The organism is Mobilicoccus sp. (assembly GCF_032060985.1).
In the GTDB taxonomy this organism is placed as follows: domain Bacteria; phylum Actinomycetota; class Actinomycetes; order Actinomycetales; family Dermatophilaceae; genus Mobilicoccus.
This window is the reverse complement of sequence record NZ_DAMBGD010000012.1, coordinates 49,856-70,625: the sequence shown is the minus strand read 5'-3', so window position 1 is coordinate 70,625 and position 20,770 is coordinate 49,856. Positions and strand designations below refer to the sequence as shown.

At 71.7% G+C, this 20,770-nt stretch carries 18 protein-coding genes; 16 read left to right on the top strand and 2 right to left on the bottom strand.

What is annotated here, in order from left to right; translation table 11 throughout:
• The first annotated feature begins 33 nt into the window (after nt 1–33).
• From RT054_RS10675 to RT054_RS10665, 3 genes are all read left to right on the top strand, one after another.
• A complete protein-coding gene (locus tag RT054_RS10675; RefSeq protein ID WP_313023541.1) occupies nt 34–1,098 on the top strand; it encodes a DUF4097 family beta strand repeat-containing protein in 1,065 nt (354 codons plus the stop codon).
• The gene (locus tag RT054_RS10670; protein WP_313023540.1) at nt 1,095–2,096 is read left to right on the top strand and encodes a PadR family transcriptional regulator; all 1,002 of its coding nucleotides are present in this window, start codon (nt 1,095–1,097) and stop codon (nt 2,094–2,096) included. The genes RT054_RS10675 and RT054_RS10670 overlap by 4 nt, the downstream gene beginning before the upstream one ends.
• A 499-nt stretch (nt 2,097–2,595) precedes the next feature.
• A complete protein-coding gene (locus RT054_RS10665) occupies nt 2,596–3,294 on the top strand; it encodes a hypothetical protein (protein WP_313023539.1) in 699 nt (232 codons plus the stop codon).
• 163 nt (nt 3,295–3,457) lie between these two features.
• Here the strand turns inward: RT054_RS10665 and RT054_RS10660 are convergent, their stop codons facing one another.
• Nucleotides 3,458–4,426: a zinc-binding dehydrogenase gene (locus RT054_RS10660; RefSeq protein WP_313023537.1), complete on the bottom strand. Its 969-nt coding sequence runs from the start codon at nt 4,424–4,426 to the stop codon at nt 3,458–3,460.
• Between the two features lie 193 nt (nt 4,427–4,619).
• On the opposite strand from RT054_RS10660, the gene RT054_RS10655 reads away from it, so the two are divergent.
• The 12 genes from RT054_RS10655 to RT054_RS10600 all read left to right on the top strand — a co-directional run bounded on the left by RT054_RS10655 (nt 4,620) and on the right by RT054_RS10600 (nt 18,320).
• The gene (locus tag RT054_RS10655) at nt 4,620–6,605 is read left to right on the top strand and encodes a nucleoside-diphosphate sugar epimerase/dehydratase (protein ID WP_313023535.1); all 1,986 of its coding nucleotides are present in this window, start codon (nt 4,620–4,622) and stop codon (nt 6,603–6,605) included.
• Nucleotides 6,602–7,783, top strand: a complete 1,182-nt coding sequence (locus tag RT054_RS10650; protein WP_313023534.1) for an aminotransferase class I/II-fold pyridoxal phosphate-dependent enzyme — start codon at nt 6,602–6,604, stop codon at nt 7,781–7,783. The genes RT054_RS10655 and RT054_RS10650 overlap by 4 nt, the downstream gene beginning before the upstream one ends.
• Nucleotides 7,780–8,409 (top strand): sugar transferase, encoded by a 630-nt coding sequence (locus RT054_RS10645; protein WP_313023533.1) that lies wholly within the window; start codon nt 7,780–7,782, stop codon nt 8,407–8,409. The genes RT054_RS10650 and RT054_RS10645 overlap by 4 nt, the downstream gene beginning before the upstream one ends.
• Nucleotides 8,406–9,068, top strand: coding sequence for an acetyltransferase (locus tag RT054_RS10640; protein WP_313023531.1), 663 nt, complete (start codon nt 8,406–8,408; stop codon nt 9,066–9,068). The genes RT054_RS10645 and RT054_RS10640 overlap by 4 nt, the downstream gene beginning before the upstream one ends.
• Complete coding sequence (locus RT054_RS10635; RefSeq protein WP_313023529.1) at nt 9,065–10,384, top strand: glycosyltransferase family 4 protein; 1,320 nt, start codon at nt 9,065–9,067, stop codon at nt 10,382–10,384. The genes RT054_RS10640 and RT054_RS10635 overlap by 4 nt, the downstream gene beginning before the upstream one ends.
• Complete coding sequence (locus RT054_RS10630) at nt 10,381–11,403, top strand: polysaccharide biosynthesis protein (RefSeq protein WP_313023528.1); 1,023 nt, start codon at nt 10,381–10,383, stop codon at nt 11,401–11,403. Before RT054_RS10635 ends, RT054_RS10630 begins: the two co-directional genes overlap by 4 nt.
• A complete protein-coding gene (locus RT054_RS10625; RefSeq protein WP_313023527.1) occupies nt 11,403–12,638 on the top strand; it encodes an NAD-dependent epimerase/dehydratase family protein in 1,236 nt (411 codons plus the stop codon). The genes RT054_RS10630 and RT054_RS10625 overlap by 1 nt, the downstream gene beginning before the upstream one ends.
• Before the next feature lie 5 nt (nt 12,639–12,643).
• Nucleotides 12,644–13,342, top strand: a complete 699-nt coding sequence (locus RT054_RS10620) for a GNAT family N-acetyltransferase (RefSeq protein WP_313023526.1) — start codon at nt 12,644–12,646, stop codon at nt 13,340–13,342.
• The gene (wecB, locus tag RT054_RS10615; RefSeq protein WP_313023524.1) at nt 13,339–14,499 is read left to right on the top strand and encodes a non-hydrolyzing UDP-N-acetylglucosamine 2-epimerase; all 1,161 of its coding nucleotides are present in this window, start codon (nt 13,339–13,341) and stop codon (nt 14,497–14,499) included. The genes RT054_RS10620 and wecB overlap by 4 nt, the downstream gene beginning before the upstream one ends.
• A 195-nt stretch (nt 14,500–14,694) precedes the next feature.
• Nucleotides 14,695–15,783, top strand: a complete 1,089-nt coding sequence (locus tag RT054_RS10610) for a hypothetical protein (RefSeq protein WP_313023523.1) — start codon at nt 14,695–14,697, stop codon at nt 15,781–15,783.
• A complete protein-coding gene (locus tag RT054_RS10605; RefSeq protein ID WP_313023522.1) occupies nt 15,731–17,194 on the top strand; it encodes a hypothetical protein in 1,464 nt (487 codons plus the stop codon). The genes RT054_RS10610 and RT054_RS10605 overlap by 53 nt, the downstream gene beginning before the upstream one ends.
• Nucleotides 17,195–17,237: 43 nt before the next feature.
• Nucleotides 17,238–18,320: a glycosyltransferase family 2 protein gene (locus tag RT054_RS10600; protein ID WP_313023521.1), complete on the top strand. Its 1,083-nt coding sequence runs from the start codon at nt 17,238–17,240 to the stop codon at nt 18,318–18,320.
• Nucleotides 18,321–18,364: 44 nt separating this feature from the next.
• Here RT054_RS10600 and RT054_RS10595 read toward each other — a convergent pair whose 3' ends face one another.
• Nucleotides 18,365–18,958: an acyltransferase gene (locus RT054_RS10595; RefSeq protein WP_313023519.1), complete on the bottom strand. Its 594-nt coding sequence runs from the start codon at nt 18,956–18,958 to the stop codon at nt 18,365–18,367.
• A gap of 201 nt (nt 18,959–19,159) precedes the next feature.
• Between RT054_RS10595 and RT054_RS10590 the strand changes: the two genes are divergently transcribed.
• Entirely contained in the window at nt 19,160–20,734 is a 1,575-nt protein-coding gene (locus tag RT054_RS10590; protein WP_313023517.1) for a N,N-dimethylformamidase beta subunit family domain-containing protein, read from the top strand.
• Nucleotides 20,735–20,770: the final 36 nt, after the last annotated feature.

Genomic DNA, 20,770 nt, shown 5'->3' with positions numbered 1-20,770 from the left:
TCACGACACGACATATCGCATTCGGAGGGCACGATGACCCGTACCACGGAACAGATCGACCCGACGGCGCACGACGTCGTCCGAGAGTTCGACAGACCACGCAGCGTCACCGTCACGATCGTCGGCGGGTCCGTCGACGTCGTCGCGGCCCCGATGACCGACCGCGCCCACCTCGAGGTGCACGAGCTCGCCGGACCGCCGCTCACGGTGACCTCCGACGCCGGGGCCCTCAAGATCGAGCAGGTGCGCGGCGAGGACGGGCAGATCTGGAGCGCGGTCAAGACGATGTTCTCCGGCGGGTCCGGCATCGCGGCCACGGCGCGCCTCACGGTCTCGGTGCCCGAGGACACGACCGTCTCGGTGCGCACGGTGGGAGCAGACGTCCTGGTCGGCGGTTCGCACGGGCCGGTCTCGGTGTACACGGTGAACGGAGCGGTGGCGCTCGACCGACCGACCGGACGCGTCGATGTCACCACGGTCGGCGGCTCGGTCGACGCCGCCTCCCCCTCGGGTGAGTTGAAGGTCAAGACCGTCACCGGCGGGATCACCGTGCAGGACGCCGTGCTCCGCTCGACGCGGCTGAACACGGTCTCGGGGCGGATGATCCTCGACGTGCGACACGGCCCCTCGCTCGTCACGGCCAACTCCGTGTCGGGCGAACTCACCGTGCGACTGCCCGCCGGGGGCGGATACGACGCCACGGTCGCCTCGACCTCCGGGCACGTCGTCGTCGCCGGTGAACCCCTCGTCGAGAACGGCACCCGCGGCGGCCACCGCTACGCCGGCGACCGCAGCGTCGTCGTCAAGGCGCGCACGGTCACCGGTGACCTCGTCGTCCTCCACCGCGACGGGTCGCCGGTGCCGGGCGGCCCCGGGCCGGTCATCGGCGAGCCTCGTCGGCGGAGCGACGTGCAGGACGAGCTCCACCGCGATCCGACCCGTCACGACACCACCCACCAGGACACGCCCCACCAGGACACGCCCGACCACGACACGACCCCCCACGACACGACCCACCACGACACGACCTGGCCGCGGGATCCCGGCGACGAGGGACCGCAGGAGACCGCCGGCGGTCACGGGAGCGACGACCGATGAGTGTGTTCGGGCACGGCCAGATGCGGTTGTACCTGCTCGCGCTGCTGCGCGAGGGTCCTCGCCACGGCTACGACGTCATCCGCGACCTCGAGCAGCGGTTCTCCGGGCTGTACTCCCCGAGCGCCGGCACCGTGTACCCCCGCCTCGCCAAGCTCGAGGAGGAGGGCCTCGTCGAGCGGACCGACGAGGGTCGCAAGGCGCTGTACCGCCTCACCGACGCCGGACGCGCGGAGGTCGAGGCCCGCCGCGAGGAGGTCGAGGCGCTGGAGGCCTCCCTCGACGCGTCCGCCTCGCGGCTCGCCGAGGAGATGCGGGCCCGCGTGCGCGCGAGCGCCGCCGAGTTGCGCAGCGAGATGGACGAGGCGGCCGGGGCCGCCCGGTCGGCCTCGGGGCGCGGCGGCCGGGCGGGCCAGTCCGGTCAGGCCTGGAGCGGCGCAGGCTGGTGGCAGTCGGCGATGGACGGGGGTCTCGGCAGCTCGGGACGCCCGGGGTCCCCCGCCCCCGGTCTCGAGGCGTTGCTCGGCTCCCTCGGCCGGGGCCCCGACGTCGAGGCCGTCACGCGTGCCCTGCGGTCGTGGGGATTCACCCGGTTCGGTGAGACGCCCGAGGACGCCCCGGGGCGGGCCCCACGCTCCAGCGAGCCGGACGTCGCGGACCGGGCGAGCGCGACCTGCTCCACCTCGACCACGAAGACGGGCGCGGGACCCGACGTGAGACAGGAGACCCCGCCAGGCGCCCCGGGCACCGGTGGGCCGCACGTCGAGATCCTCAGCGAGGACGTCGAGATCGCCGGAGAGGACGTCGACGTCCTCGATGAGGACGCCGACGTCGTCGGCGAGGTCGTCGACGGCGTCGACCCGCAGCCGGGTTCCGACACGCGGGGCGGCAGAGGTCACGACACCGGGTTCCCGTCGGCGGAGCAGGCGAAGGAGGTCGTGGCGATCCTCAAGGACGCCGGCGAGCGCATCCGCGAAGTCCTCGAGCGTCCGCGCCCCTGAGCGGCGTCGCGGGAGTCCATGACATCACCGACGTCACCGCGTCACCGCGTCAACGACGTTGCTCGGGTCGATGCCGCCGGCACCGCCCGACGACGAACGACGCCCACGGAGACCGGTCATCGAGGGCCCACGGCCCTCACGCCGGGTCGAGTGGGGATCCCGAGAACGCCCCGGGTCCGCGCGGACCCGGGGTGTTCTCGCGCGCGGCGCCGTCGGGTGCGTCGAGGGCGGTTCCCCAGGTCGATAGCCCGCGAGGAGCGACCCTGCGCCGAGGATCGGTCCCTCGGCCACCCCCTCGTCAGGACGGGTCCGTCGTGCCGGGGAGGGGACCCGCCGCGCGTCGTCGAGGGTGCTGCCCGACCCGTGACGGTCGCCGCATGGCTAGGGTGGGGCGCGGCCCGGGGACCATCCCGGAATCCGATCCGTCGACGACCCCTGCACCCGGCCACTCCCCTCGACCCCACCCCCTGCGCCCCCAACCTCGTGGAGGAGTTCCCCCATGCAGCCCCGCCCCACTCGCGCCGTCGTCTCCCTCGGCGCGGCCATGATCGCGACGCTCGCGCAGGCCGTCGCCGCCGACCCCGCCGCGGCGGCCTCCCGCCCGGCACCGCCGCGCCCGGCGTCGTGCTCGATCTCCGTCCCGCCCGTCGTGATCTCCTCGGGCTCGGCGGCCCGCACCCAGGTCACCCGTGGCCCGTCGTGCCCGCTCGGCTCGAGCGCCACCTGGAGCCTGGTCTCCCCGACCGGGACCGAGATCACCAAGGTCACGGTGTCGGGCACCCGTCCGGTGACGATGAGGATCCCGACGGCGTCGGCGGCGGCGTTCGGCCGCTACCGCCTCGTCCCCGTCTCCGGCACGGACTCGGAGTACGGGCTCATGATCGTCGGACCGGGTTCGGTGAACGTCAAGGCCGGTTCCCGCCTGTCGGTGGCGACGAAGGGCGCGCGGGTCACCGCGGTCGCGACGCGCTACGAGGCCGGTTCCGCCGCATTCACGCCGTGGTCGCGCGCTCGCGTCACGCTGCAGACGAAGTCGTGCAGCGGCTCGGCCTGTCGGTGGACGACACTCGCGAGCGCCCGCACGGACGCCCGCGGGCGCGCCGTCCTCACCCGGCCGAAGACCGCGACCGGGCAGCTCCGCGTCGTCACCTCCCCCACCTCGACGGTCGGGGGCCGGACGGTCGCGCTCACCCGCTGATCGGGCGACCCACCTGATGCCCGGGACCGCCCTTCCGTCGTACAACGATGGCGAGGCCACCACCTGCTGACCGCACCCCCGCCCATCACCGCTGGTCAGAGCGCCGCCGCGGGAGAGGTGTCACGGGGGAGCTCATCGTTGTACGACGGAGGGGCGACCGGCGTCAGTTGGTGAGGACGATCTTGCCGAACAGGTCGCCGGAGGCGAGGCGCTCGAACCCGCGACGCGCCTCGGACAGCGGCACCTCGAGGTCGATGATCGGCTCGAGGTGGTGGCGTTGGACGAACTGGGAGAGGAGCGCGAGCTCCTGGCGGTTGCCCATCGTCGACCCGATGACGCGCAGCTGCCGGAAGAAGATCTTCGTGAGCTCGGTCTTCTCGGGTGCATCGCCGCTGGTCGCGCCACACGTGACGATCGTGCCGCCGGGGCGCAGGACGTTGACCGAGTGCGACCAGGTGGCCGCGCCGACGGTCTCCATCACGGCGTCGACCTTCTCGGGCAACCGGGCGCCGGACTCGAACGCGGCCTCGGCGCCGAGGTCGAGGGCCCGCTGCCGCTTCTCCTCGTCACGGCTCGTCACCCACACACGCAGGCCGGCGGCGGCCCCGAGTTGAATGCACGCCGTCGCGACGCCGCCGCCCGCGCCCTGGACGAGGACGAGACCCCCCGGGGTGACGCCGCCGTTCGTGAAGAGCATCCGATAGGCGGTGAGCCATGCCGTCGGCAGAGCGGCCGCGGTGGCCCATCCCATGTCGGCGGGCTTGGGCACGAGATTGGCGGTGGGCACGAGCACGCGTTCGCACAAGGTGCCCTGGTGGACCTCGGAGAACAGCGACCGCTTGGGGTCGAACGTCTCATCGCCGGACCACCCCGGTGAGGCGATGACGGAGTGGAGGATCACCTCGTTTCCGTCGTCGTCGACCCCGGCGCCGTCGCAGCCGAGGATCATGGGCAGACGGTCGGCGGGCAGTCCGACGCCCTGCAACGACCACAGGTCGTGGTGGTTGAGGGTCGCCGCGCGGAGCGTGACGACGGACCACCCCTGCGGCGGCGTCGGTTCTGGCCGCTCCCCCACGACGAGACCGGAGAGGGGATCGGTGGCGGACTGGGATTCGCAGTAGACGGCGAGCATGTCTTGCAGGCTAGTCACCGGCCCACGCGCGTGGCGCCTAGGGAGGCGGCCGGACGTTCGCGGTTACACTCGATGATGTCGCCGAACGCCTGTGACGGACTCGCGGTGTTTCCACCCGGGCCGGTTCCTTCCCGCCGGAGGAAGCGCTGGACAGCTCGGCGTGGGGGAGTTCGACGAGGCAGGGGAGGTTCTGGTGGTCGATGTTGCCACGGCCCGACGGGCACGGCTCGTCAGAGCCTGTTGGGCCCTGATCGACTCGATCTGCTGGTTCGCGGCGATGGTCTCGACGGTCTGGCTGCGGTACGACTTCGTCATCCCAGCTCGCGCCCTCCCCCTCGTCCTCATCACCGGAGCCGTGGGGGCCGCCTGCCAGATCGCGCTCGGTACCCTGCTCGGCCCTTATCGCACCGGTCACGATCGCGGGTCCTACGAAGAGACCTCAGACCTGGGTCGTGCCACCATCCTCGCCACCCTGGTCACGTTCGGGCTCGTCAGCCTCTGGCATCCGGACTATCTCCCGAGGTCGGCACCCGTTACCGGCGGAGCCCTCGCCCTCCTCGCGATGTTCGCGGCCCGACTCATGGTCCGGTCAACTCACACACGTGCAGCGCGCGGTCGGCAGGGCGCGGAGCCCGTGATCGTGTTCGGCGCCGGACGCGGCGGGAGCCGTCTCGTGCGCAGCGCCCTACGCGAGGACGACAGCCCGATTCTCCCCGTAGCCCTGCTCGACGACGACCCGGCGAAGTCGCGCCTCCGCATCGAGGGCGTGCGGGTTCGGGGCACCCGCGCCGATCTCGTGAGGGTGGCGGATCAGACGGGAGCGACGACCCTCGTGCTCGCCGCGCCGACGATGGACGCCGAGATCGCCCGGGAGCTCACTGCGACGGCTGCCGACGCGGGTATGGCGGTCAAGGTCCTGCCGTCCATGGCCGAGATCATCGACGGGCGTCCCACCGACAGTCTCCGGGACTTGGACCTCGCCGACCTCCTCGGCCGGCACCCCGCTCACCTCGACGCCGCGGTGATCTCGCAGAGCCTTGCGGGTCGGCGTGTTCTGGTCACGGGCGCCGGCGGTTCCATCGGTAGCGAGTTATGTCGTCAGATCGCCCGCTTCGACCCCGACGTGCTGTTCCTCCTGGACCGTGACGAGTCGGCGCTGCATGCGACGAGCCTCTCGCTGGACGGGGACGGGCTGCTCGGCGGGGATTCGGTGCTGCTCGCCGACATCCGTGATCCAGGGGCCCTGCACGCCACCTTCACCCATGCCCGCCCGGACGTGGTATTCCACGCCGCTGCGCTCAAGCACCTGCCACTGCTCGAGCGCTTTCCCGATGAAGCGTGGAAGACCAACGTGCTCGGCACCCTCAACGTCCTGCGGGCGGCAGCGGAGGTCGGGGTCGAGACGTTCGTCAACGTGTCGACCGACAAAGCTGCGGACCCCACCTCGACGCTGGGGTACAGCAAGCGGCTCACGGAACGACTGACGGCAGAGTTCGCTCGGCGGTACCCGGGGCGCTTCGTCAGCGTCCGGTTCGGCAACGTGCTGGGTTCGCGGGGCAGCGTCGTGCCCGCCTTCGCCGCCCAGATCGAACGCGGCGGCCCGGTCACGGTGACGCACCCCGAGGTCAAGCGGTACTTCATGCTCATCCCGGAGGCGTGCCAGCTCGTGCTGCAGGCCGCGGCCATCGGCGCGGATGGTGACGTCCTCGTCCTCGACATGGGCGAGCAGATCCGGATCGCCGACGTCGCGCGCACGCTCATCCAGATATCCGGTCGGCAGGACGTGGACATCGTGTACACGGGTCTGCGCCCCGGGGAGAAGCTCGGTGAGGACCTCTTCTCGGATGCCGAGAGCCGGAGGCCGACCTCTCACGAGCTCGTCGCCCGCGTCGGGGTGCCGGCACTCGACGTGTCGGAGGTCGCCGGCCGCATCTTCGACTCACCCGAGGACGCCCGGGACTGGATGCGGACGACGTCCCGCCTATGGACCACCCCACTCGCCGACCCCTCGCCGATCACGGTGGTTCATCGCGACCTCTCACCCGGTGTCCGGCCGGCCGACGCGGACGCCCCCGACGACGAGGACGAGATGAGGGACGTGAGGAACCACTCCCGTGCCGCCGAGGCGCCTGAGGACCACCGCGCCCCCCTCCCCTCACGTGCACAGGAGACCTCATGACCGACCCAGTTCTCCTGTCCCAGGCGCACGTGACCGAGCTGGAGGAGGAGTACGTCCTGCGGGCGTTGCGCTCGGGGTGGGTCGCTCCCCTCGGACCGGAGGTCGACGCGTTCGAGGCCGAGGTGGCCGAACGGGTGGGCGGTGGCGTGCAGGCTCTGGCGCTCTCGTCCGGCACGGCGGCACTCCACCTCGCACTCGAGGGGCTGGGGGCCCGGCCCGGCACGTGCGTCGTGCTCCCGAGCATGACGTTCGCGGCGTCGGCCAATGCCGTCGCCTACACCGGCGCCGAACCCGTGTTCGTCGATTCGGGTGACGATGCGAACGTCTCCCCGTCACTCCTGCTCGAGGCCGTGGACTCCCTCCGGGCGAAGGGCCGTGAGGTGGCGGCGGTCATGACCGTGGACCTCTTCGGGCGGGCCTGCGACTACACGAGGATCGCCCCCGCGCTGGCCGAGCGCGGCGTTGCTCTCGTGGAGGACGCCGCCGAGGCCCTGGGGGCGACGACCCCCGAGGGGGCGGCGGGATCGTTCGGCCGGGTGGCGGCGCTGTCGTTCAACGGCAACAAGGTGATGACGACCTCGGGTGGCGGCATGCTGCTGTCGAACGACGCCGAGCTGCTCAACAGAGCCCGGTACCTCTCGACCCAGGCTCGTCGACCTTTCCCGTGGTACGAGCACACCGAGATCGGCTACAACTACCGGCTGTCCAACATCCTGGCTGCCCTGGGGCGGGCTCAGCTCGCGCGCCTGGACGGGATGATCGCGCGTCGGCGCCAGATCCGGGACCACTACGCGGGCGTGGTGGCGGGCCACGACGACATCCGCATCCTCGGTCGCGAGTCGACCAAGCCGCCCGCCGGAACGGGGTCCGGGGCCGATGCTCGGGACAATTGCTGGCTCACGTGCCTCGTCATCGGCGGCTCCGACGGTGCGGGGACGGGTCGTCCCCACCCCGACGAACTGGTCCGTCGCTTCGGCGAGGAGGGCATCGAAGTGCGGCACCTGTGGAAGCCGATGCACCTCCAGCCGGTGTTCGCAGACGCCACGGCGCTGCTCGACGGCACGAGCGAACGGCTCTTTGCCACCGGGATCACCCTGCCGAGCGGATCGGCCCTGACCGATTCCCAGGTGGAGCGCGTCGGGGCGTTGCTTCGCACGGTGCTCGAGGAGTCGCTGTGAGCCGCGGCTACCTCCGCGCCAAGCGCGCCCTCGACCTGGCCCTCGCCGTCCCCGTCGTCGTGGTCACGCTTCCCGTCCAGGCGGCCGTGGCCGCCGTCGTCTGGGCTCGCCTGGGGCGGCCCGTGCTCTTCCGCCAACAGCGACCGGGCCTCCACGGAGAGCCGTTCGACCTGCTCAAGTTCCGCACGATGCATCCGGCCACCCCTGGCCGCGAGGACGATGCCGCCCGACTCGACCCTGCGGGCACCGTCCTGCGCTCGACGAGCCTGGACGAACTGCCGTCACTGTGGAACGTGGTGAAGGGGGACCTCAGCCTCGTCGGTCCCCGTCCGCTGCTGATGCGCTACCTCGACCGCTACACCCCCGAGGAGGCTCGGCGACACGACGTGCGCCCCGGGCTCACCGGGCTCGCCCAGGTGAACGGTCGCAACGCGACGACGTGGGAGGATCGCTTGCGGTGGGATGTCGAGTACGTCGACCGCGCCTGCCTCCGGCTCGACCTAGAGATCTTGTGTCGCACAGCCCTCGTCGTCCTTCGTCGCGAGGGGGTCTCAGCGCCGGGCGAGGCGACGATGGCCGAGTTCCGCCCCCTGCCAGCCACCACCAGGACGGAGGTCTCACCGTGACGGACGAGACAACGACAGGTCCCCCGATCCCGCTCGTCATCGTCGGATGCGGCGGCTTCGGCCGCGAGGTGCAGGACGTCGTCGAGGCACTGAACGCCGCAGCAGCGGACCCTCCGTTCGACCTCCTCGGATACGTCGACGACGCGCCCACGCCGGAGAACCTCGAAAGGATCGCTCGGCGCGGCGCTCGGGTCGTCGGGGACCTCCCATGGCTTCGATCCGCGCCGCCCGAGGTGCAGTACGTCATCGGCATCGGCTCCCCCGCGGTCAAGGCGCGCATCGACGCCAGACTGGCCGATCGACCGAGCCCCGTCCTGGTCCACCCCCGGGCCACCGTCGGCGGCGACGTCGAGTTCGGGCCCGGCACGGTCGTGTGCGCAGGCGCCGTCCTCACGACCAATCTGCGAATCGGCCGTCACGTCCACGTCAACCTCCTGTGCAGCGTCGGCCACGACGGCGTCATCGGGGACCACGTGTCGATCAATCCCCTCGTCGCCGTGTCCGGTGACGTGAGGATCGGTCCCCGCGTCATGGTCGGCACCCATGCGGCGATCCTCCAGGGCAAGTCGATCGGGGAGGACGCCGTCGTCGGTGGCGCCGCGATGGTCGTCAGGGACGTTCCCGCCGGGGTGACGGTCAAGGGCGTGCCGGCGACGTGAGGATCCGCCTCGTCACCCAGTGGTACCCGCCCGAGCCCGCGGGCGTGCCGCAAGGCATCGCGCGGGGGCTCGCCGCGCGGGGTCATGCGGTCGACGTGCTCACCGGTTTTCCGAACTACCCCACGGGCCGCCTGGCCGAGGGTTACCCCTTGCGCCCCTACCGTCTCGACGTCGACGGCAGCACCGACGGCGAAGTCGTCATCCACCGTGCGCCGCTGTTCCCCAGCCACGACGCGCGCGCGGCCAGGAGGATGGCGAACTACCTCTCCTGGGCCGCGAGCGCGACGGCCGTGTCTCTCGCCCGACTGCCGCGGCCGGACGTGTGGTTGACGTACTCCTCCCCGGCGACCGCGGCCCTCCCGGCGCTCACGGCGGGAGCAACCGACCGCCTCCGTCGTCGTATCGCCGCCGTGGCCGGCCGTGCTGTCGACGTCGGAGCCCACGCGCAGATCGTTCAGGACCTGTGGCCCGACAGCGTGATGGCCGCCGGGTTCGTCGGAGACTCACGCGTCAACGCGGCGATGGAGGCGGGGCTCACCGCCTTCTGCGCCTACGCCTTCGCCCACACCGACGCGGTCGGGGTCATCTCTCCCGGCATGCGCGGGCTGCTGGTCGAACGGGGCGTCCCGAACTCGTCGATCGTCGACACGCCGAACCCGGTGAACGTCGCCTCCCTCCACCGGTGGTCCGGCGACGAGGTGCTGAGGCGCCGCCGGGACCTCGGCCTTCCCGAGAGCGGGCGTCTGTTCGTCTATGCCGGCAACCTCGGCGAACTGCAGAACCTGCCGGCCCTCGTCGACGCCTTCGGCGCGGCACCTGGGGCGTCCCTCGCGCTCATCGGGCCGGGAGTCATGCGCGACCGACTGCAGCGCCGCATCACCGACGGCGATCTGCGGAACGTCCGACTGCTGCCCGCTCAGCCCCCTGAGCGCCTCACCCGATTCCTCGCATGCGCCGACGTCCTCGTCGTCTCGCTGGCGGACACCCCGCTGCTGCGGGTGACGATGCCGAGCAAGGTTGCCTCCTGTCTCGGGGCGGGGCGCCCGGTGCTCGCTCACGCGGCCGGCGATGTCGCCGACGTCGTCGAGGCGGCGGGAGGAGTCGCGTGCCGTCCGGGCGATGCGACCGATACCGCACGGGCCGTTCGCGTCATGACCGACTGGACCGAGGACGAGTTCGACCGACGGGGTCGCGCCGCTCGGGCCTACTACGAGGCCCACATGGACGTCGAGACCTGCCGGGACTCCGCCGAGGAACTCGTCACGCTCGCCGTGGACCGGGCGGGTCGCGCCACTACGACGAAGGGACACCGATGACCGACCTCACCGGAGCGACCGTCGCGATCACGGGAGGCACGGGGTCGTTCGGATCGACGATGGCCCGCTACCTGCTCACCCGCGGTGTGGGGGCGGTCCACGTCCTCTCCCGCGACGAGGCCAAGCAGCACGACATGCGGGTCGGCTTCGCCGACGACCGCCTGAAGTTCTTCCTCGGCGACGTGCGCGACGCCGCCAGCGTGCAGACGGCGTTCGCCGGGGCCGAGTACGTCTTCCACGCGGCGGCGCTCAAGCAGGTGCCGAGTTGTGAGTTCTTCCCCGACCAGGCCGTGAAGACGAACGTCGTCGGCAGCGCGAACGTCGTCGACGCGGCCGCGGCCGCGGGGGTGCGCTCCCTCGTCTGCCTCTCGACCGACAAGGCCGTCTACCCCGTCAACGCGATGGGGATGAGCAAGGCGCTCATGGAGAAGACCGCCCAGGCCTTCGCCCGTCGGCACCCCGACGCGACGCTCACCGTCAGCGTCACGCGGTACGGCAACGTCATGTACTCGCGCGGGTCGGTGATCCCCCACTTCGTCGGCCAGATCCGCGCAGGGCGCCCGATGACGGTCACCGACCCGAGCATGACCCGCTTCCTCATGTCGCTGCGTGAGTCCGTCGACCTCGTCGAGTACGCGTTCGAGCACGCCGAGCCGGGTGACCTCTTCGTGCGCAAGGCGCCGGCGAGCACCATGGAGACCCTCGCCAGGGCCGTCGCCGTCGTCATGGGGGTGCCCGAGCACCCGATCGAGGTCATCGGCACCCGCCACGGCGAGAAGCGGCACGAGACCCTCCTCTCCCGCGAGGAGCGCGCGACCGCCACCGACGAGGGCGACTACTACCGCGTCCCGGTCGACTCCCGCTCGCTGCAGTACGAGAAGTACTTCGAGGAGGGCGACCCCCGGGCGAGCGTCGAGACCGACTACACGTCCGAGAACACCGAGCGTCTCGACGTCGACGGCACGGTCGCGCTGCTGCGGACCCTGCCCGAGATCGCGCCGCTGGAGGAGGGTCGCTGATGCGGGTCGTCGTCACCGGTGCCGGTGGGTTCCTCGGCTGGCACACGCGCACCCGGATCCTCCTCACCCGGCCCGACTGGGAGGTCGTGCCCGTGGGCCGGGCGGGGTGGCCGCGGCTCACCGACCTCGTCCGCGGCGCCGACGCCGTGCTCCACCTTGCGGGCCACAACCGCGGCGAGGAGGACGACCTCGCGAACGGCAACGTCGCCCTCGCCACCGAACTCACCGCGGCGCTCGACGCCGCCGGTGGCTCCTCCCCCCCGACGGTCGTCTACGCGGGCAGCACGTATGTCGACCCCGGCCACTGGGGTGTCGACTCGCCGTACGCGGCGGGCAAGCGCGGCGCGGGGGACGCCCTGCGGGCGTGGGGCGCGCGCACGGGCGCACCCGTGCGCGAGGTACGTCTGCCCGGCCTGTTCGGTGAGCACGGTCGGCCGGAGTACAACAGCTTCGTCGCGACGTTCGCCCACCGCATCGCCCGCGGTGAGGAACCGCAGATCGTCGGTGACCGGGAGCTGCCGCTGCTCCACGTCCAGGACGCGGCGGAGGCGCTGCTCGACGCTGTCGACGGGACTCGCGCCCTCGAGAGGACTCGCGCCGTCGACAAGGGCAGCGCGGTCGACGAGACCGGCGCCTCCGACGCGGGCCGGGTGGTCGCGGACGATGCGGCCGAGGTGACGTGGCCCCAGGGTCGCCCGATCCTCATCTCCGAGGTCGCCCGGCGTTTCGCCCAGATGCACCACATCTATGCGCCGGTCGGCGAGATCCCTTCTCTCGCGGACGCGTTCGACGTCAACCTCTTCAACACCCTGCGGGCGGCGATGTGGCCGCAGGCCTACCCGCTGCGCCCGGTGCCACGCTCGGACGAGCGCGGCACCCTCGTCGAGACGATCCGCGTGCACGGCGGCACCGGGCAGGCCTTCGTCTCGAGTACCAACCCCGGATACACGCGTGGCGATCACGTCCACCTGCACAAGATCGAGCGGTTCCAGGTGCTCTCGGGCACCGGGCTCATCCGGCTGCGTCGCACGTTCACCGACGAGGTCCTCGAGTTCCGATGCACCGGTGAGGAACCCGCAGTGATCGACATGCCGACCCTGTGGACCCACTCGATCGAGAACGTCGGCGACGAGCCCCTCGTCACCGCGTTCTGGACCAACGACCTCCTCGACCCCGCCCATCCCGACACCTACCCGCTGCCCGTCCTCACCGGGCACGACCGACCGAAAGCGTGAGCGCCGTGGACACGCCGTACGAGTACACCGACCTCCGACGCAGCGACGTCGCCGAACTGGCCCGCATCCACGAGCGTGGGTTCCCCGCGTTCTTCCTCACGACCCTGGGGCAGCCGTTCCTGCGCGAGTTCTACCGCGGGCACGTCGACGACCCGACGGCGGTCGCCGTCGTCGCCCGCCTCGCCGAGGGTCCGCGCCGCGGGCAGCCGGTGGGCGTCGTCGTCGGGACGACGAAGCCCGCGGGGTTCTACGCCCGGCTCCTGCGCCACCGGGGTCTCGCCTTCGCGCTGGCCGGGGCACGGGGGGCGCTACGCCACCCCACCGCGGTCCCCCGGCTCGTGCGGGCGCTCTTCTACCGCGGTGACGCGCCGGACCCCTCCTACGCGCTGCTCTCGTCGATCGTCGTCGAGCCCGCCCACGGCGGCTCCGGTGTCGGTGCGCACCTGCAGCAGCTGTGGTGCGAGCAGGCCGCCGCGGCGGGCGCCCGCCGCGCCTACCTCCACACCGACGCCGACGAGAACGTCGCCGTCCGCGCCTTCTACCGGCGCTGTGGATGGGAGGAGACGCAGGTGAGCGTGACCCCGGAGGGCCGACGCCTCATGCGCAACGAACGCGACCTCACCGCCCTGTCCGACCCCGACGACCGCGGCGACGACGGGCACATCGACGACACCGCCCCCGGCGGCCCGGGGAGCACCCGATGACGAAGGTCATGACGATCGTCGGCACGAGACCCGAGATCATCCGGCTGTCCCGGGTGATGGCCCGCCTCGACGCGACGGTCGATCACATCCTCGTCCACACCGGGCAGAACTACGACTACGAGCTCAACGGGATCTTCTTCGACGAGCTCGGCATCCGCCGGCCCGACCACTTCCTCGAGGTCGACACGAGCAGCCTCGGTCGGGTCCTCGGCGAGACGCTCATCAAGACCGAGCAGGTGCTCGCGCAGGTGCGGCCCGACGCGGTGCTCATCCTCGGCGACACGAACAGCGCGATCGCGTCGATCATCGCCAAGCGCATGCGGATCCCCGTGTACCACATGGAGGCCGGCAACCGCTGCTTCGACGAGAACGTCCCCGAGGAGACCAACCGCCGCCTCGTCGACCACGTCGCCGACTTCAACCTCGTCTACACCGAGCACGCCCGCCGCAACCTCCTCGCCGAGGGCCTCCACCCGCGTCGCATCCTCCTCACGGGCTCGCCGATGAAGGAGGTCCTCGACCACCACGCCGACGCCTTCGCCGCGAGCACGGCACCCGCCGACCTCGGCCTGGAGCCGCAGGGCTACCTGCTCGTGTCCGCGCACCGCGAGGAGAACGTCGACGACCCCGCGCGACTGTCGGCGCTCCTGCGCTGCCTCGTCGAGGCGCGGAACGCCTTCGACGTCGCGGTCCTCGTCTCGACGCACCCGCGCACACGCAAGCGTCTCGACGTCCTCGCCGCCCGCCCCGGTGCCGAGGACATCGATCTCACGGGCCTGACGTTCCACCCGCCGCTCGGCTTCATCGACTACGTCCGTCTGCAACAGGACGCGCTGTGCGTGCTCTCGGACTCCGGCACGATCAGCGAGGAGTCCTCGCTCCTGAGGTTCCCCGCGGTCACGCTCCGGGACTCGATCGAACGTCCCGAGGCCCTCGACACCGGCGCGATCGTCATGACCGGCCTCGACCCGGCGGGCGTCGTCGAGGGGATCCGCGACGCGGTCGCCGCCGTCGGGCCGCAGGGCCGCACCGATGCCGTCCTCCCTGCCGACTACGACATCGCCAACTGCTCGGAGCGCGCCGTCCGGTTCATCCTCTCCACCCACCGTCGCCACCGACAGTGGTCGGGGCTGCGGGAGGAAGGCCTGTCGCGGTAGGCCGGGAAGGGTCGTCTTGAGCATGCGTCCAAGAGCGATTTGTGCGGGTCGCCACCGCCCGTAGACTGGCGTGAGAACCCTGCTCGGCAGGGGGGGTGGTCCCAGCACGTCAGGGACCTTTCGTCGGTTCGACCAGGGGGGAAGATCGTGGCCACACCGGCCGAGAGCAACCGTGATCCGTGGGGACGGTCACTGATGGCGACACTGCGCCGATGGTGGTGGATCCCCGCCGTCCTCGGGCTCGTCGGGGCCGTCGTCGGCGGACTCGCCGGCGTCGCCGCGCCGAAATCCGCGCAGGCGATCGTCAACGTCCAGATCAGCGTGCCCGATTCCGATTCCGTCGCGACGGCGCAACAGAGTGCGTTGCTCGAGGCGTCCTCACGCAACGTCCTCGAGGCGGCGAGCCAGAAGGTCGGTGTGCCGCTGCCTGAGCTCGCCGCTGCGACGGAGGTGGGCGCGGAGGTGAGGACGTCGTTCCTCACGATCAAGTCCACCGACCGTGACGCCGAGAAGGCCGCGCGCATGGCCAACGCCGTCGCCGACGCCGCGATCGACCAGAGCAACAAGCGCATCGACGACGAGCTCGACGAACTCACCCGCGCGACGAGCGTCCTTATCCAGGGTCAGGCCCTGGCCGACAAGGCGGCCGAGGACGCCCGGGTGGCCCGCCTCGGCGGCCAGCTCGCCGACCAGCAGGGTCAGCTGCTCACGCAGTCGCGACGACTGGCCCTGCTGCAGAGTGCCGAGGCCGACACCGCGCAGGGTCCCTCGACGATGCTTCTCGTCGCGATGGGTCTGCTCGGAGGCATCCTCGCCGGCATCGCCCTCGCGCTCGTGTTCGGTGGGCGTCGAGGCCAGATGTCCTCGCTCAACGAGATGCGGCGGGTGTACCCGGAACTCGAGTTCGTCTCCGCCCGCGAGCTGCCCACGCTCATGAGCATGGAGGCCGCCGACGTCGACCGCGTCGTCCTCACCGGGGTGCGGGCCCCTGCCGGGGCCGTCCGCGCGCTCGTCGAACCGGTCGCGGCCGGGTTCCACGCGGCCGGCCGCGAGGTCGTCCTCACCGAGGACCTCACGGCGTTCAACGCCGACTCCGCCGCCGGGCGTCCCCGAACGGCGACGCTTCTCCAGACGCCGCTGACCAGCGCCGTCGTCAAGCGCACGGGCCGCGACGCACACGCGATGATGCTCGTCCTCGTGCGACCCCACAAGACTCGATTCGAGTGGCTCGATGAACACGTCTCCTCATTCGGCGACCGTGTCTGCATCGTCGTCGACGGCTGAGGCCCGTCTCGGCCAGCAGTCCGAGACGGTCGTCGGGGCGACCGGCGACCGTCTCGGCGACGACACCCTCGGTGCCCGCGACGTCCAGGGCCCCCGCGATCTCCGCGACGCCCACGCAGAGACGTCGAGGGACTCTCGGCGTACTGTCCTCGGCCCCGACGGTCGGCGCCGGGACCCCGTGACGTGGCTGCTCTGGCTGTTCGTCCTCAACATCGTCCTGCAGCGCATCTCGGTCCCGAACATCTCGATCCCGCTGACCGTGCCGATCACCGTGCTCTGGTGTCTCGCCGCCTGGCGGGTGGGGATCCTCGCGATCGAGAAGCGGCGTCTACTCCTGTGGCTCTCCGCCGCGGCCGCGTCCTCCGTGGTCGCGCTGCCCCAGACGTTGTTCGTCGAGCGCCCCTACATCAGCGTCAACAGCTGGCTGTTCTGGATGACGATGTGGTTCCCGGTCGTGTTCATGATGAGCGACCGATCCGGCCCCACCTACCGCCGCATGATGCGGTCGGTGACGAACGTCGGACTCTGGCTGAGCGCGCTGTCGATCACGTTCCTCGTCACCCAGCTCGTCGGAATCCCCTACCGGGACTGGCTGTTCGACATCCTGCCGGACTCCCTCCACGTGACGGGGTTCGCGATCAGCTACCCCATCAGCTACGGCCACTCGATCTGGAAGTCCAACGGCTGGATCATGCTCGAGCCGTCGTTCATGTCGTTCACGCTCGGCGTGTGCTTCATGACGGCGTTGCTCACCCGGGCACGGGGTTGGAAGGTCATCATGCTCGGGCTGGGGCTGATCACGACCGTCGCGGGCTCCGGCTTCGCGATCATCGGCCTGGGCGTCATCGGCATGCTCCTGTGCGGGCAGGGTTCCCTGCTGCGCAAGTACGTCGTCCCGGGCATCGTCACCGCGGCGATCGCCGTCCCCACCGCCCTCGGGCAGGTGCTCCTCAGCCGTGTCACCGAGGTCGGCGACACCAACAGCTCCGCCGCCCTGCGGAGCTTCGAGCCCTACCTCTACCTCATCCCCCGCTGGGTCTCCGAGCCGTGGGGTGTGTGGGTCGGCTACGGCGCGGGGTCCTCCCGTCACGCGGTCGAGGCCAGCGGCACCGACGGCCTCATCGCCCCCACGATCGGCAAGGTGTTCTTCGAGTACGGCTTCTTCGCGGGTGCCCTTCTCGTCGCGTTGTGCGTCGTGCCGTTCCTGCGGCCGCACGAGCGCGCCCTCTCGGCGACCCTCCTGCTCCAGTTCATCCTCCTCCAGCCACCCGCACAGCCGATCATCGTGCCCGCGTTCGCCGTCGTCACCCTGTGGGCACCGGCGCCGCGCACCTACGCGGAAGCGGGGACGGAGGACGGTGACGAGCCCGACCCACCGCCCTTCTGGAGGCGGTACTCGCGGCGCCGGTGACGGCCTCGACACCCACGACCACACCTCTCGGAGAGTTGATCCCATGAACCGGCCCCAGGTCAGTGTCCTCATGCCCGTGCTCGACGAGGAGAGATCCGTGGCGGGGGCGATCACCACCGCCCTGGCGCAGGCCGAGCACGGCGTGGACCTCGAGGTCCTCGTGATGAACGGTCCCTCCGCCGACGCCACCGGGGAGATCGTCTCCGAGATCGCCGCCCGCGACCCCCGGGTCCGTCTGCTCGACAACCCGGAACGCAGCATCCCCACCGGCCTGAACATCGGCCTTGCCGCTGCTCGGGGGGAGTACGTCGCCCGTGTCGACGGCCACGCGTCGATCTCCCACGACTACGCCGCCCGGGCGTTGCGCCATCTCGAGGCGGATGAGGGACTCGCCGGCGTCGGTGGCATCCGGCACGGCGTCGCCCGCACCCCGCAGGGCCGGGCGGTGAGCCTCGCCCTCTCGAGCCCCTTCGGCGTCGGCAACTCGATCAATCACTTCGGCAAGGAGTTCCGCGAGACCGACCACGCCTCGTTCGGTGTCTACCGTGCCGACGCCGCCCGCGAGGTCGGCGGCTGGGACGAGTCCTTGCTGGTCAACGAGGACGTCGACTTCGACCACCGCCTCCTCGCCCGCGGCTACCGCATCGCGTTCGACCCCGAGATGGCGGTGTACTGGCACGTGCGCGAGAGCGTGCCGGACTTCTTCCACCAGTACCGGCGTTACGGCCGCGGCAAGGCGGCCATGGTGCGCAAGAACGGCCGGGAGGCCATCCGCGCGCGTCACCTCGCCGCACCCGTCGCCGTGGTCGGCACCGCCGGGCTCGCTCTGCTCGCGATCCGTCACCCGCGCCTCGCCGCCGCGGCCTACTCGCCCTACCTCGCCGGGGTCGGCGCCGCGACCGTGCACGCCTGGAGGCGTCGGGGGGATCTCCAGCCCGAACCGGGTGCGCCCCGGGACACGAGCGTCTCGGTGCCCTCACTGCCCGGCTCGTTCGTCGCCATGCACTACGGCTGGGGGCTGGGCTTCCTCGAGGGCTACCTCCTCGGCAAGGAGCCGGCCCGCAGCTCTCAGCGGACGAGTTCCGCCCCTCGCCCCACCGCCCTCACCGCACCGCGAGCACGGTGACGTCGTCGGTGACGTCATCCGGCCGGTGGTGAGGCGTTGCCGGCTCAGGATTCCAGCGTGAGCGTCTCGTCCTTCTCGACGTAGGTCTCATCGGTCTCGGGGCAGCGGAAGCGGCCGTCGCCGAGGTCCTCGAGCGGGACACCCGCGCGTCCGACCCACCGGATGCGGCGTGCCGGGTTGCCCGCGACGAGAGCGTGGGCGGGGACGTCCTTCGTGACGACCGAACCGGCGGCCACGAGCGCCCATTCGCCGATGGTGACGGGCGCGATGCACACCGAGCGCGCACCGATCGAGGCGCCCGTGCGGCACGTGACGCCGACGGCCTCCCAGTCGTCGCCGCGCTTGAGGGTGCCGTCGGGGCTGATCGAACGCGGGTAGTGGTCGTTGGTGAACACGACGGCGGGACCGACGAACACGCCGTCCTCGAGAACGGCGGGCTCGTAGACGAGGGCGTAGTTCTGCAGCTTGCAGTTGTCGCCCATGCGCACGCCGGTTCCCACGTAGGCACCGCGACCGACGATGCAGTTCTCACCGAGGACGGCCTGCTCGCGCACCTGGGCGAGATGCCACACGGAACTACCGTCGCCGATCCGGGCGTCCTCCGAGACGTCGGCGCTGGGCTGGATGCGAACGGTCATCAACTCTCCTCAGAACGGGGCCGCACGGCCCGAACCACTATACGGAGCCGCGCCCGCGACCCCCTCGACCCGACTCCCCGCCCGCCGGTGTCGGCGAGCGGTCCCGCGAAAGCGAACGCCATGCCCACACGACGCGAGCCGACCGGCCGGCCCACGGCCCGAGCCGCTCTCATCCTCGTCTGCGCCACCATCCTCTCCGGCGTGACTCCCCCCTCCGGGGCTGTCGGCGCAGGCGCTGCCACCGATCCTCCCCCGCAGGTCGCCGCCCGCACCGTCGCCGAGACCCGAGCCGCCGGGCCCGCCCGCGCCACACCCCCCGCGGCGACACCCCGGCCGCCGACAGCGCGTCCTGGCCGACCCCCGGCGCCGACAGGATGCGTCAACACCCCTCGCGGATGGCAGGCCGCGGAGCGGGCGACGACGGCGGGTCGCACGGCCCTTCCCATCGCGAACCACACGCGTTTCGCCGGTCCGGCGACCGCCTACGTCGACGAGCCCGTCGCCCGGTGCGGACGCCCGATCGACATCCACATCGGTTCGACCCGCAGCCGTCAGGTGCGCGTCGAGATCCTGCGGGTCGGGGACTACCGGGGCGCGCCCGCCCGGGTCGTCTGGCGATCGGGCGCGATCCGGGTGCCGGCACGCGCACTCACCCCGCCGAAGGGCGAGTGGACCGCGTCGACGACGTGGCCGGCGACGTTGCGGGTGACCCCGTCGAACCGCTGGCGACCTGGTCTGCACCTCATCCGCACGACACCGCTCGACGACCCCCGCCACCCCAGCTGGCAGCCGGTCTGGCTCGCCGTCTCGGGACCCAGACCACCGTTGGTCGTCGTCGCCTCCGATCTCACCGCCCTCGCGTACAACCGCTACGGGGGTCGGTCCCTCTACTTCGGGCCCGGACGGGATCGGACCGAACAGTCCACCACCCGCGCCTACCACGCCTGGGCGAGGCGCCCGGTCTCCGAGCAGGGGCTCACCCACGTGCTGTCGATGGAGGTCCCCCTCGCGCGGCTGCTCGACCGCCTCGGTGTCTCCGCCGACTGGACGACCGACTCCGAACTCGACGCCGATCCGGCTCTCCTGCGCCGCTACACGGGCGTCGTGCTGCCGGGCCACAGCGAGTACTGGACCTCCGCGATGTACGACGGAGTGGAGAAGGCCGTCGCCGGCGGCGTCAACGTCGCCAACCTCGGCGCGAACTCCTTCTACTGGCAGGCGCGCACGACACGTGACGCCCGCGGACGGCTCACGGCGATGACGCTCTACCGTGAGAACGACCTCGACCCGGTGACGGATCGACGACTCACGACCGTCCGATGGGCGACGCCGCTGCTCGACCGCGACCCCGCGCGCCTGCTCGGCGTCCGTACGACGGCCATCGGGTTCCGCTCCTCCCCCGTCGTGGTGGATCCGCCCTCGTGGTTCGTCGCGGGAACGCGGCTTCGCCCCGGCGCCGTGCTCGTCTCCGGGGCGGGCAACGAGGGTGACGGCGTGATCGCCCGCGTCTCCCCGGCGAACACACAGGTCCTCCTGGCCTCGACGTCCGCCAAGGGAGCACGGGTCACGACGACGTACCGGTCCACGCCCTCGGGGGCGGCCCTCTTCTCTGCCGGCACGACGTACTGGACGTGCCTGGCGGTCGACGCCTGTGGGTCCCAGTCGGCGCCACCCGCGACGCGGACCGCCCTCACCGCGCTCACGCGAAACGTCCTCACCGCCGCGGCCACACCTCGCTTCGGTCACGCCCACCCGTCGAGCGGTCCCACGCCCTAGGGGAATCGGCGCGCGCCGGCGGGGGCGCCACACGCG

Coding starts and splice junctions, on each gene's coding strand:
- RT054_RS10675 (WP_313023541.1), top strand. CDS start 34: ATGACCCGTACCACGGAACAGATCGACCCGACGGCGCACGACGTCGTC.
- RT054_RS10670 (WP_313023540.1), top strand. CDS start 1,095: ATGAGTGTGTTCGGGCACGGCCAGATGCGGTTGTACCTGCTCGCGCTG.
- RT054_RS10665 (WP_313023539.1), top strand. CDS start 2,596: ATGCAGCCCCGCCCCACTCGCGCCGTCGTCTCCCTCGGCGCGGCCATG.
- RT054_RS10660 (WP_313023537.1), bottom strand. CDS start 4,426: ATGCTCGCCGTCTACTGCGAATCCCAGTCCGCCACCGATCCCCTCTCC.
- RT054_RS10650 (WP_313023534.1), top strand. CDS start 6,602: ATGACCGACCCAGTTCTCCTGTCCCAGGCGCACGTGACCGAGCTGGAG.
- RT054_RS10630 (WP_313023528.1), top strand. CDS start 10,381: ATGACCGACCTCACCGGAGCGACCGTCGCGATCACGGGAGGCACGGGG.
- RT054_RS10625 (WP_313023527.1), top strand. CDS start 11,403: ATGCGGGTCGTCGTCACCGGTGCCGGTGGGTTCCTCGGCTGGCACACG.
- wecB (WP_313023524.1), top strand. CDS start 13,339: ATGACGAAGGTCATGACGATCGTCGGCACGAGACCCGAGATCATCCGG.
- RT054_RS10610 (WP_313023523.1), top strand. CDS start 14,695: ATGGCGACACTGCGCCGATGGTGGTGGATCCCCGCCGTCCTCGGGCTC.
- RT054_RS10605 (WP_313023522.1), top strand. CDS start 15,731: ATGAACACGTCTCCTCATTCGGCGACCGTGTCTGCATCGTCGTCGACG.
- RT054_RS10600 (WP_313023521.1), top strand. CDS start 17,238: ATGAACCGGCCCCAGGTCAGTGTCCTCATGCCCGTGCTCGACGAGGAG.
- RT054_RS10595 (WP_313023519.1), bottom strand. CDS start 18,958: ATGACCGTTCGCATCCAGCCCAGCGCCGACGTCTCGGAGGACGCCCGG.